Origin of the sequence: Streptomyces noursei, assembly GCF_016917755.1 — a bacterium.
Classification (GTDB): domain Bacteria; phylum Actinomycetota; class Actinomycetes; order Streptomycetales; family Streptomycetaceae; genus Streptomyces; species Streptomyces yunnanensis.
In genome coordinates this window covers 1988354-2005892 of sequence record NZ_CP070326.1, presented here as the reverse complement: position 1 = coordinate 2005892, position 17539 = coordinate 1988354, and the positions used below count along the sequence as shown (strand labels likewise).

General features: G+C 70.5%; 17 protein-coding genes. 12 read left to right on the top strand and 5 right to left on the bottom strand.

The features are described from left to right. Nucleotides 1-64 precede the first annotated feature (64 nt). The 6 genes from JNO44_RS08830 to JNO44_RS08805 all read left to right on the top strand — a co-directional run bounded on the left by JNO44_RS08830 (nt 65) and on the right by JNO44_RS08805 (nt 6486). Nucleotides 65-1411 (top strand): MFS transporter, encoded by a 1347-nt coding sequence (locus JNO44_RS08830; protein ID WP_205362778.1) that lies wholly within the window; start codon nt 65-67, stop codon nt 1409-1411. 548 nt (nt 1412-1959) lie between these two features. Next, nucleotides 1960-2148 (top strand): hypothetical protein, encoded by a 189-nt coding sequence (locus JNO44_RS08825; protein ID WP_205362775.1) that lies wholly within the window; start codon nt 1960-1962, stop codon nt 2146-2148. Nucleotides 2149-2385: 237 nt separating this feature from the next. After that, a complete protein-coding gene (locus tag JNO44_RS08820) occupies nt 2386-2604 on the top strand; it encodes an EF-hand domain-containing protein (RefSeq protein WP_205362773.1) in 219 nt (72 codons plus the stop codon). 869 nt (nt 2605-3473) lie between these two features. Further along, nucleotides 3474-4544, top strand: a complete 1071-nt coding sequence (locus tag JNO44_RS08815; protein WP_205362772.1) for an ABC transporter substrate-binding protein — start codon at nt 3474-3476, stop codon at nt 4542-4544. Between the two features lie 2 nt (nt 4545-4546). Beyond that, nucleotides 4547-5674, top strand: a complete 1128-nt coding sequence (locus JNO44_RS08810; protein ID WP_420882623.1) for a FecCD family ABC transporter permease — start codon at nt 4547-4549, stop codon at nt 5672-5674. After that, entirely contained in the window at nt 5671-6486 is an 816-nt protein-coding gene (locus JNO44_RS08805; RefSeq protein WP_205362771.1) for an ABC transporter ATP-binding protein, read from the top strand. The genes JNO44_RS08810 and JNO44_RS08805 overlap by 4 nt, the downstream gene beginning before the upstream one ends. An 86-nt stretch (nt 6487-6572) precedes the next feature. On the opposite strand, the gene JNO44_RS08800 is transcribed toward JNO44_RS08805, so the two are convergent. Further along, on the bottom strand, nt 6573-6788 hold the full coding sequence (locus tag JNO44_RS08800; RefSeq protein WP_073448248.1) for a heavy-metal-associated domain-containing protein: 216 nt from the start codon (nt 6786-6788) through the stop codon (nt 6573-6575). Nucleotides 6789-7099: 311 nt separating this feature from the next. On the opposite strand from JNO44_RS08800, the gene JNO44_RS08795 reads away from it, so the two are divergent. From JNO44_RS08795 to JNO44_RS08780, 4 genes are all read left to right on the top strand, one after another. Next, nucleotides 7100-8512: an MFS transporter gene (locus JNO44_RS08795; RefSeq protein ID WP_205362770.1), complete on the top strand. Its 1413-nt coding sequence runs from the start codon at nt 7100-7102 to the stop codon at nt 8510-8512. A gap of 16 nt (nt 8513-8528) precedes the next feature. Next, the gene (gene asnB, locus JNO44_RS08790) at nt 8529-10355 is read left to right on the top strand and encodes an asparagine synthase (glutamine-hydrolyzing) (RefSeq protein ID WP_205362769.1); all 1827 of its coding nucleotides are present in this window, start codon (nt 8529-8531) and stop codon (nt 10353-10355) included. Between the two features lie 11 nt (nt 10356-10366). Continuing rightward, nucleotides 10367-11644, top strand: coding sequence for a cytochrome P450 family protein (locus JNO44_RS08785; protein WP_205362768.1), 1278 nt, complete (start codon nt 10367-10369; stop codon nt 11642-11644). 156 nt (nt 11645-11800) lie between these two features. Next, nucleotides 11801-12733 (top strand): L-tyrosine/L-tryptophan isonitrile synthase family protein, encoded by a 933-nt coding sequence (locus tag JNO44_RS08780; protein ID WP_205362767.1) that lies wholly within the window; start codon nt 11801-11803, stop codon nt 12731-12733. A 794-nt stretch (nt 12734-13527) separates the two neighbouring features. Here JNO44_RS08780 and JNO44_RS08775 read toward each other — a convergent pair. Then, nucleotides 13528-13935 (bottom strand): hypothetical protein, encoded by a 408-nt coding sequence (locus tag JNO44_RS08775; RefSeq protein WP_205362765.1) that lies wholly within the window; start codon nt 13933-13935, stop codon nt 13528-13530. A 353-nt stretch (nt 13936-14288) separates the two neighbouring features. Continuing rightward, entirely contained in the window at nt 14289-14936 is a 648-nt protein-coding gene (locus tag JNO44_RS08770) for a hypothetical protein (RefSeq protein ID WP_205362763.1), read from the bottom strand. A 719-nt stretch (nt 14937-15655) separates the two neighbouring features. Here JNO44_RS08770 and JNO44_RS08765 point away from each other — a divergent pair. Continuing rightward, nucleotides 15656-16159, top strand: coding sequence for an LURP-one-related/scramblase family protein (locus JNO44_RS08765; RefSeq protein ID WP_205362761.1), 504 nt, complete (start codon nt 15656-15658; stop codon nt 16157-16159). Nucleotides 16160-16296: 137 nt separating this feature from the next. After that, nucleotides 16297-16998, top strand: coding sequence for a metal-dependent hydrolase (locus JNO44_RS08760; protein ID WP_039638324.1), 702 nt, complete (start codon nt 16297-16299; stop codon nt 16996-16998). A gap of 61 nt (nt 16999-17059) precedes the next feature. Here JNO44_RS08760 and JNO44_RS08755 read toward each other — a convergent pair whose 3' ends face one another. Then, a complete protein-coding gene (locus tag JNO44_RS08755; protein WP_205362759.1) occupies nt 17060-17218 on the bottom strand; it encodes a hypothetical protein in 159 nt (52 codons plus the stop codon). A 66-nt stretch (nt 17219-17284) separates the two neighbouring features. Further along, nucleotides 17285-17494: a hypothetical protein gene (locus JNO44_RS08750; RefSeq protein ID WP_205362757.1), complete on the bottom strand. Its 210-nt coding sequence runs from the start codon at nt 17492-17494 to the stop codon at nt 17285-17287. Between the last annotated feature and the right edge of the window lie 45 nt (nt 17495-17539).

The window sequence follows — 17539 nt, the reverse complement described above, 5'->3', positions numbered from 1 at the left end:
GCGTTCTGGCACCTCGGATCCACGTCCCGCCACGACCGCATCCGCACAGGCAAGGGGTACCGCGATGTCTCAGCCCGTTCCCGGACCCGGCCCGCACCGCCGGGCCCAGATGCGCCGCGTCGTGCTGTCCGGCCTGCTCGGGAGCACGATCGAGTACTACGACTTCATGCTCTACGGCACCGTCGCCTCGCTCGTGTTCGACAAGCTCTTCTTCACCGGCCTCTCGCCGCTGGCCGGGACGTTCGCCGCCTTCGGCACCTTCGCCGTCGGCTATGTCGCCCGCCCGCTGGGCGGGGCGCTCTTCGGCCACTTCGGGGACCGGCTGGGCCGCAGGGCGATGCTGGTGCTCTCGATGGCGATGATGGGCGTCGCCAGCACCCTGATCGGACTGCTCCCCACGCACGACCAGGTCGGCAACCTGGCGCCGACGCTGCTGGTCGCCCTGCGCCTGGTCCAGGGCGTCGCGGTCGGCGGCGAGTGGGGCGGGGCCGCGCTGCTGACCGCCGAGCACGCCGCCCGGCGCCGGCGCGGCCTGCTCACCAGCCTCGTCCAACTGGGCGGCCCGGCCGGCACGGTGCTGTCCACCCTCGTCCTCACCCTGTTCGCCACCCTGCCGGACGAGCAGTTCCTGTCCTGGGGCTGGCGGGTGCCGTTCCTGCTGAGCGCCGCCCTGCTCGCCCTCGGCCTGTTCGTGCGGCTGAAGGTGACCGAGAGCCCGCTGTTCTCCCAGGTGCAGCAGAGCAACGCCGTCGTCCGCCGACCGCTGGTCGAGGTCCTCCGCACGCCCAAACCCCTGCTCCTGGCCTGTTTCGTGGTCTTCGGCGCCACCGTGTCCCAGGCGCTGACCAGCGTCTTCGCCATCAGCTTCGGCACCGGCGCCGGCTACGCACGCACCGACCTCCTGATCGGCCAACTCCTCAACGGACTCGCCGCGGCCGTCGCCATGCCGCTCTCGGCGGCCCTGTCGGACCGGATCGGGCGACGCCCCGTCCTGCTGGGCGCGGCGCTCCTCCTCGGTGCGGTCGCCTTCCCGGTGTTCCTCATGGTCGGGACGGGTTCGGTGCCGCTGATGATGCTCGCGCTGGGCGTCCTCGCGCCGCTCCCGATGGGCGCGCTGCTCGGACCGGTGCCGGCCCTGTTCTCGGAGATGTTCGGCACCAGCACCCGCTACACCGGGGTGTCCATGGGCTACCAACTGGCCGCGGTCATCGGCGGCGGACTCGCCCCGCTGGCCGGCACCACCCTGCTGTCGGCCGCCGGCGGGCACGACCCCTCCCTGGTCGCGCTGTATATGCTGGTCGCCTGCCTGGTCAGCGCCACCGCGGTCTGGTTCACCGCCGAGACCCGCGGCCACGACCTGGAACACACCACCGCGGTCCCGCAGCCGAAGCCGCTCGCCGGCCGTCTGTGAAGCCGCCCACCGCCGCCGTGAGGATCACCCCAACCCCTCTTCCTGTACATGAAGTTGGCGCACTGTGGTGTGGCGATCGAGCTGCCTGATGCGGTGGTGACGCTCCTGCAGTTCATCGGGGTGGACTGGCCGAACGTCAACGAGGACAAGGTCCGCGAGTTCGCCTCCCACGTCCGGGACTTCGCGCAGAAGATCGACGACACCCACAAGGACTCCACCGGCTGCCCCGCCCCGCTCCTTGTCCCGGTGCGGGAAACGGCATCTCACGACTGCCGTTCGAGGACCACGCCGAGGGTGACGTCTCCTCGCAGGCCAAGGCCAGGGGGCAAACCGGAGGGACCGCGAGGCTCTACCGCGACCGCGATCCATGCGACTTCTGCCGCAACAGCATGGCCGGCTACGGCCGGTGGTCGGACGTGGACTGCCTGCGCGTGTACGGCCCGAACGGGTTGCACGGCACATGCACCAGGGGCGGCGAATACGTCTTGGCGTAGGTGGTGCGAGTGCAGATCACATGCGAGACCTGGGTGCCGTCACACGAAACGCGCATGCTGGACCTGGTGGACATCCCGCTCGTCTACCGCGATGCCAAGGAAAGCGCCTCTTCGACCCTCACCTGGAACGATCTCGGCGATGAAGTACTGATCGTCGTGGTCGGTGACGACTATTCAACGGTCACGTTGATGAGGGAGGACACCTATTCTACGACCTTGCGATCTCCGACAGTGTTGACATGAGGGGGATCCAGGCATCGGGCGATATCGCGATGTGGCCCGAAGGGCAGGTCCTCCCGCGTGAGTTGGGCCTGGAAGTCCTGTTGCGCGCCCCATGGTGAGGAGATCCTCACGCCGTGGCGTGAGGCGGCCTGGAGCGAGCCCGGCCCGCAGCGGCGGGGCGGCCTGGGCGCGCCATCGTCGCTCCGGACGGACGGATAACCTGGGCCCGTCAACGAACATCGCAGAAGGGCGGAGCACATGGCAGACATCGTGGAGACGGCGGCGCGGAAGGTCTTCGAGCGCTACGACATCGACGGGGACGGTCAGGTCACCGCGGAGGAGTACCAGAAGGTCGTTGCCGAGCTGGAGGGTTCGGAGATCACCGAGTCGCAGGCTCAGGAGCTGATCGACTCCCTGGACACCAACGGCGACCGCAAGATGTCCTTCGAGGAGTTCTGGGCGGCCATGAATGGCTGACACTGCCGGGTCCGGCACACGAACGTGCCGGACCCGGTTCGTCATCCCGCCGATCCGGCGCCTGGCCGGGGATTCCGTCCCCCGTGTCGCGAACAGCGCGATGTGTTCCATGCCGGTCAACTCGGCAAGCTCGACGGCGAGTTCGGCCGCCAGGGGAGTGTGCCCGGTCAGTACCGGCGAGCTGCCCGCGTGCGGCCCGTACGTCGCAAGCGCGTCGGCGACGGCCTCGCGCACCGACGGCTCCCGCGAGAGGGCGAGGTAGTCCTGGGTGCAGTAGGAGATGCCTTCCCCTACCGTGCCGGTGGCCGGGTCGCCAGCACGTGCCCGGGGAGCGGCGTCGGTGTGCAGCTGACGCAGGTAGGGCCACAGTCCCGCTGCTACCCGCCTGGCGCGCCAGGCGGCGAAGTCTGATCCGGGCGTCCCACCCGGGTCTGATCGCCAGTCGAACGTCGAGGCCCGCAGACACACGGCGGCGTCCGTGTCGGCGAAGACCTCGGCCTCGATCCCGACACTCCGCTCCAACGGCACACCGGTGACGGGGTCGGCACCGTCCTCGTGCCGGTTCACCGAGGCAGGATCCGGGACCACGCTCCACGAGCGGACGAGCCCGGCGCGCTCCTGAGGATCAGCTCTGATCCACACCGGCTGGGGGCACCGGAACGCGTGGGCCGCGGTTCGGCTCGGGCCGGTACCTCCGCCGAGTGCCCGTGCGCACTGTCGACAAACCCCGTTGTGCCTGGCAACCGCGCAAAGGGGCCTGCTGAGTCGTTGTGGCGATCGGCAGGGAACTCGATGGGGGTTCGCCCCGACTACTGGAGCGGGTGGCGGAGGTTCGTCCGCCGCTGCTGAGTGGATCTTGGAGGGTTTCGATGCGTTCTCGTGTGTGGGGCGGTACGGCGGTCGTCGTACTCGGCGGCCTGCTGGCGGCAGGCTGCGGGAGCGGGGTGAAGGACGCGTCGGACGGGGGCAGCGGGAAGGCCGCCTCCGGTGGCTACCCGGTGTCCGTCACCGACTGCACGGGGGCCGAGACCACCTTCTCGGAGGCTCCGAAGAAGATCGTCACCAGCAATGCCTCCAGCCTGGAACTGCTGCTCCGCCTCGGGGCCGGCGACAAGGTGATCGGTACGGGCTTCCCGCCGGGCAAGGGCGCCCTGCCCGGCGCGCTGGACGCGCAGGCGCAGAAGGTCAGCGTGCTCGGCAAGGGCGTGATCCCGAAGGAGAAGCTGCTCGGCTCCGGTGCCGACCTGTACATCGACACGTTCGCGGCCATGGGCGGGATGGGCGGGGGAGGGATGGGCGATGCGCCGACCGAGGAGGAGTTCAAGGCGGCCGGGATCAAGCACATCTACCTGAAGTCCACCGCCTGCGCGGCGCAGCGCAAGGGGCCGGTGACGGACCTGTCGGCGGTCGAGGCCGACATCACCTCGCTCGGCGCGGTCACCGGTACAAGTGCCAGGGCGAAGGAACTCGTCGCGGGGATGAAGGAGAAGGCGGACGCGGTCCGCAAGGCGGTCGGCGGTACGCCGGAGGGCAAGCGGCCGTCGTACTTCTTCTTCGACTACGAGGCCGGCACCAAGCAGCCCACCGTCATCTGCAACCGCCAGGTCGCCAACGCGGTGATCACCCTGGCCGGCGCCCGCAACGTCTTCGCCGACTGCGACGGCGACCGCAAGCAGGTCGGTTGGGAGGACGTGATCGCCAAGAACCCGGACTGGATCCAGCTCGGGATCCGCAACCGGGGCAGCGCGGCGGCGAACAAGAAGGCGTTCGACGAGGCGCAGCAGTGGCTGGAGAGCAATCCGGCCACCAAGGGCCTGAAGGCGGTCAAGGAGGGCCACTTCCTGCGCATCGGCTCCGAGCGGACCACCATCGCCGGGGTCGAGAACGCGGACACGGTCGAGGCGATCGCCAAGACCCTCTACCCGGGCAAGGTCGGCTAGTCGTGATCTCGACGCTGTCCGCGTCCCGCCGCAAGGCCATGGACGCGAGCCGGGGTGACGGGAGTCGGGACGACGGGAACCGGGGCGGTGCGAGCCGGGGCGCGCGGAGTCTGCGCGCCGGACCGCTGGCGCTGGTCCTCGGCGTGGCACTCCTCGCTGCGCTGACGGCCGCGGTGGCCTGGGGCTCGACGTCCATCCCGCCCGGGGAGGTGTGGAGCGTGGTGGGGCGGCGGCTGGCCGGTGAGGGCCCGCGGCCCGGCACGGACGATTTGATCGTGTGGCAACTGCGGGTTCCGCGGGCGTTGCTGGCCGCGTTGGTGGGTGCCGGGCTCGGCCTGGTCGGCACGGCGGTGCAGGCGCTGGTGCGCAACCCGCTGGCCGACCCGTACATGCTGGGTATCTCCAACGGGGCGTCGCTCGGCGCGGTCGCCGCCATCGTCCTCGGTCTCGGCGCGGGCGGGGCGCTCGGACTGGGCCTGTCCGGCGCGGCCTTCGCCGGCGCGCTGGGCACGTTCGTCCTGGTGTGGGTCATCGCTCGGCGGGGCGGGGGATTCGCACCGCTGCGGCTGGTGCTGGCCGGGGTGGCGATCGGCCAGTTCCTGTCCGGCTTCACCAGCTATCTGGTGTTGCAGGCCGGGGACGAGCAGCAGACGCGCAGCGTGCTGTTCTGGCTCATGGGCAGTCTGAGCGGCGCCAGTTGGCCGCTACTGGTGGTGCCCGCGGTCGTGGTGCCGGCCGGCCTGCTGTGGCTTCAGGCGCGTGCCCGGGCGCTGAACGCCCTGCTGATGGGCGACGAGACGGCGGCCGGGCTCGGCGTCAACGTCACCGGGCTGCGCCGGGAGCTGTTCGCGGTGACCAGCGTGGTGACCGGCGTCCTGGTGGCGGTGTCCGGCGCGATCGCCTTCGTCGGTCTGATGGTGCCGCATGCCTGCCGCCTGGTCGTCGGCGGCGACCACCGCCGCCTGTTGCCGCTCTCGGCGCTGTTCGGGGCGCTGCTCCTGGTGGTGGTCGACATCGTCTGCCGTACGGCGATGGACTCGCAGGAGTTGCCGGTCGGCGTGGTCACCTCGCTGATCGGCGCTCCGGCGCTGCTGTACCTGCTGGATCGGCGCCTTTGGAGCGGCAGTTGAGGATCGAGATCGAGGACCTGCACGTCGCCTACGCCGGTCGTACGGTCGTGGCGGGGGCCCATCTGGTGGCGGCCGAGGGTGAGATCACCGGTCTGGTCGGGCCGAACGGCAGCGGCAAGTCCACGCTCCTGCGCACCGTCTATCGGCACCTGAAGCCCATCGCGGGCCGGGTGCTGTTGGCGGGCACCGACCTGCGCGAGCTGTCCGCGGTCCGGTCGGCGCGGCATGTCGCCGCGCTGCCGCAGGAACGGGGCAGCGACTTCGAGCTGACCGTGCGCGAGGTGGTCGCGATGGGGCGGACGCCGTACAAGCGGGCCTTCGCGGGCGATGACGCCACCGACCGGGACATCGTCGCCCGAGCCCTCGCCGACGTCGGGATGGAGGCGGCGGCCGGGCGCCGGTTCACGGCCCTGTCCGGCGGCGAACGCCAACGCGTGCTGCTGGCCCGCGCGTTCGCCCAGAACCCCGACGTTCTGGTCCTGGACGAGCCGACCAACCATCTCGACATCCGCCACCAGGTCGAACTGCTCGCGCTGCTGCGCGCCCAGTGCCGTACGACGCTGGTGTCGCTGCACGACCTCAACGCGGCCGCCGCCGTGTGCGACCGGCTGCACGTCCTGCACGGCGGAGCCGTGGTCGCCTCCGGGCCGCCCCGCGACGTCCTCACTCCCGGCCTGCTGGCCGAGGTGTTCGGGGTGCGGGCGGCCGTGGTCGACCACCCCCTCACCGGTGACCTCCTGATCGCTTTCGACCATCGGGCGGCGGTCGGCGCGGAGACGGCCGCGGCGGTGGAGGCGGGCACCGGCGGGTGAACGAACCGACGGTTGAACGCACCGGTGGATGACCGCGGCCGGGCGGGACGGTGCTTGCGTCCTGCCCGGTCTGCGGTTCCGGGTGATCAGGCGGCGAGTGGGTCGGCGACGCGGTAACCGGCTTCGACGATGGCCGCGCGCAGCCGTTCGTCGTCGAGGTCCGTGCCGCGCACCGTGACGGCCTTCGCGGCGAGGTCCACCTCGACCTCGCGCACGCCGGGCACCTCGGAGACTTCTTCCTTGATGCTCGCCACACAGTGCTCACAGCTCATGCCGGTGACGGTGTACTGCTTCTGGGCCATGGGGGAACTCCTGGGTGTCGGGGGCTTCCGGTTGAGGACCGATCCGCGGGGGCGGAGGGTGCGGGCGGCGCCCTCACCTAGGAGTCGGCCGGGTGGAGCATGGAGTTCCGCGGATCGGTGGGGGAGCGCGGCCATTCCGCTCGGCAATCCTGACGCCACTAGCGGAACCCGACCCGCCGTGCTGGTCAGCCCGGAAAACCAGCCTGCTGGTCACTTTCTTGGGCGGAGCCGGGAACTCACCTTCGATTCCTCACGACTCCTCAGACGGGACTGCCGTCGGGCAGTCCGCTCTTGAGGATGAGGGGGGAAGGGTGACACACCACGGTCCCGGTGCGGAACCGCCCGGTCGCATACCCGCCGGCGAGGATCGCTGGGCGCTGGTCGCCGTGTCGGGTGTGCTGGCGTTCGTGGCGATGCTCGACATGAACATCGTCAACGTGGCCCTGGCGGACATCGCCGACGGTCTGCACGTGTCCACCGCGACCGCCCAGTGGGCGGTGCTGGGCTACCAACTGCCCGTCGTGGCACTGCTGTTGCCGGTCGGCCGCTGGCTCGACGGGGTCGGCCTGCGCTCGGCCGTACTGACGGCGACCTGTGGGTTCGGCCTGTGCAGCGCCCTGGCCGCCGCCGCACCCTGGGCGGCCTGGCTGATCGTCGCCCGCCTCGTGCAGGGTGCCTTCGCGGCGGTGCTGTTCGTGCTGATGCCGGTCCTCGCGGTCCGTTCCGTACGACCGGAGAAGCGCGGGCGGGCGATGAGCGTGCCCGCCACCCTGGGGCCGCTGGGCGCGGTGACCGGACCGGCCGTGGGCGGGCTGCTGTTGGACCACCTGGGCTGGCACGCGGTCTTCCTGGTGAAGATCCCCTTCTGTGTGCTCGCCCTGGTCGTGGCCTGGAGGGTCATGCCGCGGGACGGCGGGTTGCGCCGGCCCGACCGGGGGTCCGTGGCGGACGCGCTGCTGGTGGCCTCGGGCGTGGCGGTCCTGTTGCTGGCCTTGACCCTGGCGTCGGACCGCCCGGCGTGGCTGGTGCTCGCGCTCGCGGCGGTCCCGACGCTGTGGTGGTGGTCGCGCGGTCCGGGCGGCCGGCCGGTGGCCGGTGTGCTGCGGGCCACGGGGCTGTTCCGGGCCCACGGCGCGGTGCTGTCCCTCGCGGCCGGGTTCGCCGCCATGCACTACGTGGTCGCTCTGCACCTGCAGCGCGACAACGGTGTCAGCGCCACCACGACCGGGCTGACCGTCCTCGCCTTCCCCCTCGGCATGGGCCTGGCCGGGCAGATCGGCGGGCGCCTCGCCGACCGGTACGGTCCCCGGCCGGTCGCGGTCACCGGTGCCGTCGTCACCGCCACCGGCCTGCTTCTGCTGGTCCCGCTGGGCGGCGGCTGGTCACCGCTGGAGGTGGCCTGGCGGCTGGCGCTGGCCGGCGTCGGCATGGGCCTGAACGGCGGCCCCACCCAGGCACTGGTCATGGGCGCCGCACCACGGGACCGGACCGCGACCGTCGGGTCCACGATGCAACTCGCCCGCACGCTCGGCTTCACCCTCGGCCCCGCCCTGGCCACCGCCGCCTGGGGACTGGCCGGCCCCGACCAGGGCGTACGAGCCGGGCTCGCGCTGGCGGCCACGGCCGCCTGTCTCGCCGTGCCCCTGCTCGCCCTGCCCGGCGGAAGAGGACTCGCGCCCGTGCCCGAGAAGACGACCGACGCGGCGCCCGCCGCCCACAACTGACCAAGGAGTCACGCGTATGTGCGGAATCACCGGCTGGGCGTCCTTTCACGGCGACGCCCGCATCCAGACCCCGGTCATCGAGGCCATGACCGCCACCCTCACCCCGCGCGGCCCGGACGCGGGCGGTGTCTGGCTCGGCGAGCGCGCCGCGCTCGGCCACCGCCGCCTGGCCGTCATCGACCTGGCCGGCGGCGGGCAGCCGATGACCGACCGGCCCGATCGGCCCACCCTCGTCCTCAGCTACAGCGGCGAGGTCTACAACCACCACGCACTGCGGGCCGAACTCCGCGGCCGGGGCCACCACTTCCGCACCCGCAGCGACACCGAGGTGGTCCTGCGCGCCTACGCCGAGTGGGGCGAGGACGTCGCCAGGCACCTGGAGGGCATGTTCGCCTTCGCCGTCTGGGACGAGCGTGCGCAGCGGCTGCTGCTGGTACGCGACCGCCTCGGCGTCAAACCGCTGTTCTGGGCCGCCGTCGACGGCGGCCTGGCCTTCGCCTCCGAGCCCAAGTCCCTGTTCGCCCACCCGGAGATCCGGCCCCGGGTGGACGCCGACGGGCTACGGGAGGCGTACAGCCTGCTCTTCAACACCGGGCCGACCGTGTGGTCCGGGGTACGGGAGGTGGAGCCCGGCGGGCTGCTCGTCCTGGACCGGGACGGTATCCGCGAGCGCCGCTACTGGCAGCTGGAGGCCGACGCCCACGACGACGACCGGGACACCGCCGTCGAGCGGATCCGCACGCTGGTCGACTCGGCGGCCCGCAGTCAGCTGGAGGCCGACGTCCCGGTGTGCAGCCTGCTGTCCGGCGGCATCGACTCCACCGTCCTGACCGCGCTGCTCGCCGACGAACTCCGGCTGCGCGAGGGCCCGGACGCCCGCATCCGCTCCTACGCCGTCGACTACAGCGACCAGGCCGAGGAGTTCACCGGCGACGTGTTGCGCACCGGCCACGACACCCCGTACGCCACCGAGGCCGGCGCCTTCATCGGCACCGACCACAGCACGGTCGTCCTCGACCCGCTGGCCCTGCTCGACCCCGAGCACCGCAAGGCGGTCGTGGTGGCCAGGGACTCGCCGATCGGCGTCGGCGACATGGACACCTCGCTGTACCTGCTGTTCGGCGAGATCCGCAAACACTCCACCGTGGCCCTCTCCGGTGAGGCGGCGGACGAGGTGTTCGGCGGCTACCCCTGGTTCCACAGTCCGAAGGCGCTGGCCGCGGACACCTTCCCGTGGCTGCTCGTCAACGGTGACAACGCCGCGATGCCGCTCAACCCAGAACTCGGCCTGAACATAGGGGAGTTCCGCCAGGACACGTACCGCAGCGCGCTGGCCGCCGTACCGCATCGGGACGGCGAAACCCCCGCCGAGCACCGGCAGCGCGAGATGCAGCACCTGTCCCTGACCCGCTGGCTGCGCCAACTCCTCCACCGCAAGGACCGGTTGAGCATGGCCCAGGGCCTGGAGGTCCGCGTCCCCTACTGCGACCACCGCCTCGTCGAGTACGCCTTCGCCACGCCCTGGGCGCAACTGAGCTTCGACGGCCGGGAGAAGAGCCTGCTGCGCGCCGCCGGCGCAGGGCTCGCACCCGACTCCGTACTGCACCGGCCCAAGAACCACTACCCGGCCACCCACCACCCCGACTACAACCGCGGCCTGCAGGACCTGGCCCGCGACGCCCTGTCCATCGACCAGGTCCGCGCCCTGGCCGACGAGTCCCGCCTCAAGCCCTGCCTCGACACCCCGCCCGACCTGCTGGCGTGGGGCCACCGCCTCCGCCTCGAACGTGTCGTCGACCTGGCCCTGTGGCTGGACCACCACCGGCCCGAACTCGCCCTCTGAGGAGCCCTCACATGACCATCCAAGAGCCACCCCTGTCTGCCGTGGAGCCGAAGACCCGGCCCGAGCCCCTGCCCGACCCGGTCCCGCTGACGGGCTGCCCCTACAAGAGCAACCCCTACCCGCTCTACGAGCGGATGCGCGAGGCCGGCCCCGTCCACCGCGTGCTCTTCCCCAGCGGCGTTCACGCCTGGCTCGTCACCGGCTACGACGCCGCCTACGCCGCCCTGAACGACGACCGCCTGGGCAAGAACCACGACCGGGGCAACGACCGCTGGCGCGCCCGCGCCTCGATCATGCCCGAACCCCAGCACTCCCAGCTCCAGGCCCACCTCCTCCATCAGGACCCGCCCAAGCACACCCGCATGCGGCGCTTCGTCACCGACGCCTTCACCCCCCGCCGCATCGAGAGCCTGCGCCCCCGCTTCCAGGAGCTGGCCGACGCCCTCATCGACGCACTCCCCGAAGCCGGCCCCGCCGACCTCGTCGCCGGCTTCGCCGCCCACTTCCCCTTCCAGGTCCTCGCCGAAGTCATCGGCCTCCCGCAGCATCTGGCCGCCCGCTTCGACCGCGACTGGGGCAAGGTCGTCCAGCCCGTCGGACCCACTGACCCCGGGCGACCGCTCTACGAGGCCCGGCTGCACGGCCTGCAGAGCTACATAGCCCAGGTCGTCGTCCACAAGCGCGAGCACTGGGACGACGACCTCCTCAGCCGCCTCGTCGTGGCCCGCGACCGCCGCGAACTGTCCCAGGAGGAGCTGGACTCCATGATCTTCCAGCTCCTCGTCGCCGGCCAGGAACCGGTCACCAACCAGATCACCACCGCACTGATCGCCCTCTTCCGCCACCCCGAGCAGCTCGCCCGCCTGCGCGACGAACCCGACCTGCTGCCCCGTGCCGTCGAGGAACTCCTCCGCTACGACAGCGCCTTCGAACTGACCACCTGGCGCTTCCTCGACCGGGACGACGACCTGTACGGCACCGAAGTCCCGGCCGGCGACTCCGTGATCGTCTCGCTGTGCGCCGCCAACCGCGACCCGCGCCGCTTCCCCGACCCCGACACCCTCGACCTCGACCGCACCCCCAACCCGCACCTCGCCTTCGGCCACGGCATCCACTTCTGTCCCGGCGCGGCGCTCGCCCGCGTCGAACTCCAGGTCGCCCTGGGAGCCCTGCTCGCCCGGCTGCCCGGCCTCCGCCTCGCCCTCAGGGACGAGGACATCGAGTGGATCCCGGCAGTCCTCGGCCGCGGCACCAACCACCTGCCCGTCGGCTACGACCGACGCCGCTGACCCCAGCCGCCGGCTGACCGGGGCCGCGCACACCGCGCGCCCCGGGCCCGGCTGATCACCGCCTCATTCGCCTGACGGCGCCTGGCCGCCTCCTCGCCACGGCGCCATGCCGTCGTGCCCGCACACTTCCCGCTTCCTGCTTCCCGGAGAAACGACATGCCGCCGACAACCGCGCCGGACACTCTCCCCACGAGACTCAGCATGGCGATCCTGAACCTGCTCCTGCCGCACCACCGCACGACCGACCCGGGCCCCGCCTCCGCGGAGAGGTTTCCGCACCAACTGCGCCAGGTCGCCGACTTCGTACGCGACGACGCCCCCGTCACGTTCACCCTGCCCGCCTTCCCCTGCAAGTCGCCCAACCCCGCCAAAGTCCTCGGTCACCTCCCCGACCAGGGTGAACGCCTCTCCCTCGGCTTCCTCAACACCCTGTGCAACGAGATCGAGCGGATCTACCCGCCTGGCGCCCGCCTGGTCATCTGCTCCGACGGCCATGCCTTCGGCGACCTCATCCGCGTCCCCGACGAGCACATCGACGCCTATGCCGACGAACTCCGCACCCTCATAGGTCAATCGGGGCTGACGAGACTGTCGGTGTTCGACCTGCGCGACGTATTCGGCGACCTCCCGCACGACACCAAGCGCGCCCATCTCCACAAGAGCTACGCCCCCACACTGGACGCCCTGCGCGCCGAGGTCCGCGCCGACGCCAACACCCTCGCCCTCTACCGGGGCATCACCCGCTTCCTCGTCGAGGACACCGCCGACCACGCAGGCACCCGATCCGCCCTCCAGCGTGAGTGCCGGCAACGCGCGTACGGAGTCATTCAGCGCAGCCGTGCCTGGGGCGACCTGATCGCCGACCACCACCCCCGCTCCGTACGCCTGTCCATCCACCCCCAGCCCGTCGGCGCCCCCAAGTTCGGTATCCGCCTCCTCGAAGCCCCCGACGCCTGGACCACCCCCTGGCACTCGGCAGCCCTGCGCCGCACCGACGGCACCTGGACCCTCATGCCCCGGGCGAAGGCCGTCGAGCTGGGCCGCCTGATCGGGTACGACGGACGGCCCAGCCACTTCGAGCAGGGCTGATCGGACTGGCTGAACCGTGGCTCGGTACGGCGAGGAGCCTGGTCGTGGGTGGCGGCGTCCGGCGCCCGTGCGCCGACGGGATCGGCGGATGGGTGTCATCAACGATCAAGCCGACGTTGATCGTTTGGACGCACCGCGGTCGGTATTCGGCCCTCCTGTCCGGAAGCATCCGGGCTCCTTGCCATGACGTCGGCGCCATGCCTGTCACCGCCGCTGTGCGATATGTCCGGGCCACGGTGTTCGCCGCGGTCTGTGTCGTGCTGTCCGCGGCGGGGCATGCCGTGATGTCCGGTCCGGCGATACCGGGGTGGGCGTTGGCGGTGGCCGCGGTGACGGTTCTCGTCTGCGCCGGGCTCCCTGTTCAGCTCGGCGCAGGCGTGCCGGTCCGGCGTCGGCCTGGGGGCCACTCACGCGGCACCACCGACGCCGATGGACGGCATGCCCGGGATGAGTGGCATGGCGGGCACAACAGGCATGCCCGCGACCTCTGCCGCGCCTATGGGCCAAATGAGACACTCCCGCTGCTGCTGACCGCTCGCCCCGGAACTGCCCCGGCACCACCCGGGACCCTGCATCACCGTCATCGCCGTCATCGATGCGTATGCCGTCGATGACGCAACGCTGTCGATGTCGTCCGGGATCCCCACTCCCCCTTTCTCTGCAGGGTGCATTGCATCGGTGGCGGGCGGAGTACCGGCGTGTCCGCGCGGCTGCCTTCGACATCCGTGAGCACTGTTGCCCCACCCGCCGGCCTTGCCCCTGCGGCACTCCGGCCGTGCGGAGCAGCTCGTGGTTCACACCCTGAGAGCGCGCATGGCTGCCCTCATCGCGTGCTCGGGTCCCCGTGACGGGTCCCGGTGACTGCACAGGAAGAGCCCGGCACTGAGCAGGACGAGGTTCTTGACGACGAATTCGCCAGTCATGGTCAGCTCCCAAGGGTTGGCGTGCTGGAAGGCCGCCCCCGGGAGAAAGACCAGAACGCTGAAGGTGCTGAACATGTGGGCGGCGAACAGCGGCAGCAACCACTTGAGGCGACGTCCGGACAGAAACCACAGACCTACGACGATTTCCAGGATGCCCACCGCGGAGACGAACCAGGCAGGGGTGGTGAACGGCACGGCGTCGCGAACGAGCTTGCCCACGGGGGTGCAGTCGGCTGCCTTGAGGGCCCCGAACCATACGTAGACGGTCCCGAGGGACAAGCGCAGAGCGAGAAGTCCATGACGGTTGAGCTGGCGCAGAGCGAAGGTGGGTGACGGCATACTTCTTCTCGATTTCGGCATCTGGCGATTCGCCTTCCAAGATCTCCACAGACGGTTTCGCCATGCGAGTCCCCAAGGGATCGCCATGGCGCGCAACAGGCGAACATTCCCGGCCTGAAGGTTCTGGGCCTTCGGCTACCGCCGCCATCCCAGACTCGACGATCGAAACCGCAGCGAGGGTTCGATCCGGCAGTGGTCCCGGTGCTGCCCAGCTATCAGCTGGCATGGAGCCGGCACGCGGACATCCGCGCACGTCGGAAACGTGCTCATCGACCCGCGTGCGGGGACGAGCGTCAGCGGCAGACGGGAAGTACCGGCGGACCCCTGCGGAGGACGGCGTATCGCAGCGGCCAAGCGCACAGCCGCAGAACGGGACCGCAAGCGGCCCCGGGACGTGCGGGGGAGGCCAGGCCGGCGTAGGCGAATGACCGTCGAGCACGCCGCAGCGGCGCGAAGACGGAGGAGGCCAACGACCGGCCCAGGCGGAACGCCGCCGCCTCACCGCACCACAGCCACACCCCGCAGATCAGCGCGGCCAGGCCATGCGCGAGCCCCATGCCGAGGGACCAGGGGTGCCCGGTGGCCGCCATACCCACGGAGCCGGACACCCCGCCCACCCCGCCCATCCCGCCCATGCCACCCATGCCGTCGTGCGCGGCCATGGGTGCGGACATCGCGGATGCCGTCGGCGACTGCGACAGGCTGAACGCCGTGTGCAGCACGAACTGCGCAACCACGGCGGAGCCGGTGACCACGAGCGCACCGCGCTCCCGTCCGGTGAGCCACCACGCGCCCACCGCGGTCGCGGCGAACGCGTACGCCACCACCCGTACGGGCACGGTCTGACCGGACATCAGCGCGTGCCCCAGAGCCGACGCCACCACACACACCGCCGCGAAGACCGCAGCACGTGAGAGGCGGAGGCCAAGCCCAGGGGTCACGGCCGCCAGCGTAGTACCAGCAGCCTGTATAAAAGGGACCTTGACGATGTGTTCCGTATTTTCTTGATATATCTGTTTAAGCGCACATGTCGTCGTGCTCACCGCCGTCGGCGGGTGCCGCGCTCCCGTCTGACGCATGTCCGGTTGTGCGGCGCGGCTGGGAGTTACGGGCTCAGCCGTGGTCGATGAACCACTCGGTCAGTTCCGGACGCGGTTCACCGTGGGGGGGAGTTGTCGTCCACGCAGCGGAAGGCGCCCAGGTCGAAGGGGCCCGTGTCGGGGTCGGACAGGTCGGTGAAGAAGTCCACGTCCTTCCGGTCCGGACGGCACCCTCGCCTCCTTCGGTCTGGTCGCGCTCGGCGGCCGCGGCGGGATGCCCGGATCACCCGCTTCCCGTGCGCCGTCCCGCGCTGTCCGATCCGGTACCGCCGCACGGCGGCGCGAAGCCGAACAGGGGGATGGCCCCGAGGCGCTGCCCCGGAAGTCACTGCGGACGCCATCCCGGAACACGCCTTCGCCCTCTTCGGCGATGTGGCAGTGGTCGACGAACGCCGGACGCACGAGGATCCCCGGTCTGCCGGTTCACGCGAGGGCGATGTTCTTGGCTTGCGCAAGGGTGCAAGTATGATCCCGGCGAGGGTTGTTCCCCTCTCCCTACGGGCGTCCGTCACGGCGGTGCCGCGCCGCCCGGGAACGTTACGGTCTGGACGGGGTTTTCCATGCGCTACCTGGTACGCGATCGCATGCTGGCGTTCCACGAAGAAGCCTGGGTCGAGACCGAGCATCGGGAGAAGCTGCTCAAGGTCAATCGCAAACTGTTCCGTCTGCGGACCACGTTCGACTTCGTGGACACCCAGGGCAACCAGGTCGCCAGCATCGTCAAGAAGACCCTCACTCTCCATCACACCATCCTGATCAAGCAGAACGGCGAGCTGGTGGGCCGCATCAGCAAGCGGGCCTTCGGGTTCTTCGGTGACCGCTTCAAGGCCAGCCTGGCGGATGGTAGGCGGCTGCGGATAGTCGGCAGCTTCTGGGACCGCGAATTCGACATCCTCTACGACGGCACGTGCCTGGCGCGCATCTCGCGCCGCTGGTTCAGCATCCGCGACGCCTACGCGGTCGATGTGATGAGCGAGCCGGACGCCCTGCTGCTGATAGTCCTGGCGGTGTGTGTGGACCACACGTTGGAGGACCGTAAGGGTGAGCGGCTCACCAATCTCTGACTGCTGGGCGCGCCACAGGACACACCCGTGCGCACCCCGCACTGCACCAGACATGACACTGCACCAGGCATAGCACTGCACCAGACATATCCGTGCGCCGATCTCGTGGCGCCGAATCGGGGGAGAACAACTTCACCATGATGGGTCATTCGCATGCCGTGAGCGGCGCGCTGCTGTTCGCGGGCACCGCCCCCTACCTGCCGCCGCTGGTGCTGCACACGCATCTGGCGCCGCAGGAGATCCTCATCGGCACAGTGCTGTGCGCGGGCGCCGCGCTGCTGCCCGACCTGGATCACCACGACGGGACGATCGCCAACTTCCTCGGCCCGGTCTCCAAGACGCTCTGTCGGTTCGTCAGTTGGATCTCCGGCGGACACCGGCATGCGACGCACTCCCTGTTCTTCGTCGCCCTGATGACCGTCGGCAGCTGGGCCGGAATCACGTACCTGGGGCGGCCGTTCACCCTCGTCATGACCTTCTTCCTGCTGGCCATGGCCGTGCGCGCGCTCAATCTCTGTCCGCCCGGGCACGGCTTCCACGCGTGGGGCACCATCGTGGCCCTGGCCGGTCTGGGAACTGCGGCCATCGACAAGTTCATCCCGTCCGCGCCCGGTTGGCTGCCGTATGCCATCGGTCTGGGTTGCCTGGCGCATCTGATCGGCGACTCCCTCACCAAGCGCGGCGCACCATGGCTGTGGCCGCTCAAGACCCGGTACGAAATAGTCCTCATCAAGAGCAGCGGCAACAAGCTGGAGACCGAGATACTCACCCCGCTGATGGGCGCCGCCACCATCGTTCTGCTCTGGCTGACCGTCCTGGCGCCGCATCCCCTCAACTGACGTTGCCCCACTGGCCGATCGGACCGCCAAGCAGATCAGAACGGCGCCCCGGACCTCGTGCTCAGAACCCGGTGGGCGGCCGGGGCGTGTACGGACGCTCCAGCGCCGGGCCGAAGACGGCCTCGGGCTTCGTGGCGTTCTTGGCCGGGTCCAGGTGGTTGCCGCTCGTCTTCTTCGAGCAACTGCCGGTCGCGTAGCCGTCGACCCCGACGACGTCCACGGTAGGGGAGCCCGGCCATAAGCTGTGGGCGGTGCTCGGATGATCGAAGCCGTTGGCGTTGAGGATTCATACCCAGCGCAGTCGGCCACCGGTCCGGGCGTTCAGGCGTGCGTCGGCGGCCAGTTGGTACACGTGGCGCCAGGCCGCTACGAACTGCGCCGGACTCCCCTTCCCGGCGTCGATCTCGGCGTTGGGTTCGTGGTTGCACGACACGTGGATGGCGTTCAGATGGCGGGTTGTGGCGGCGGTGTTGACCGCACGCAGGTATTTCAGCACCTCGGTGTCCGAGGTACCTGCGGCGATACCCGGGCCTGCCGGTGT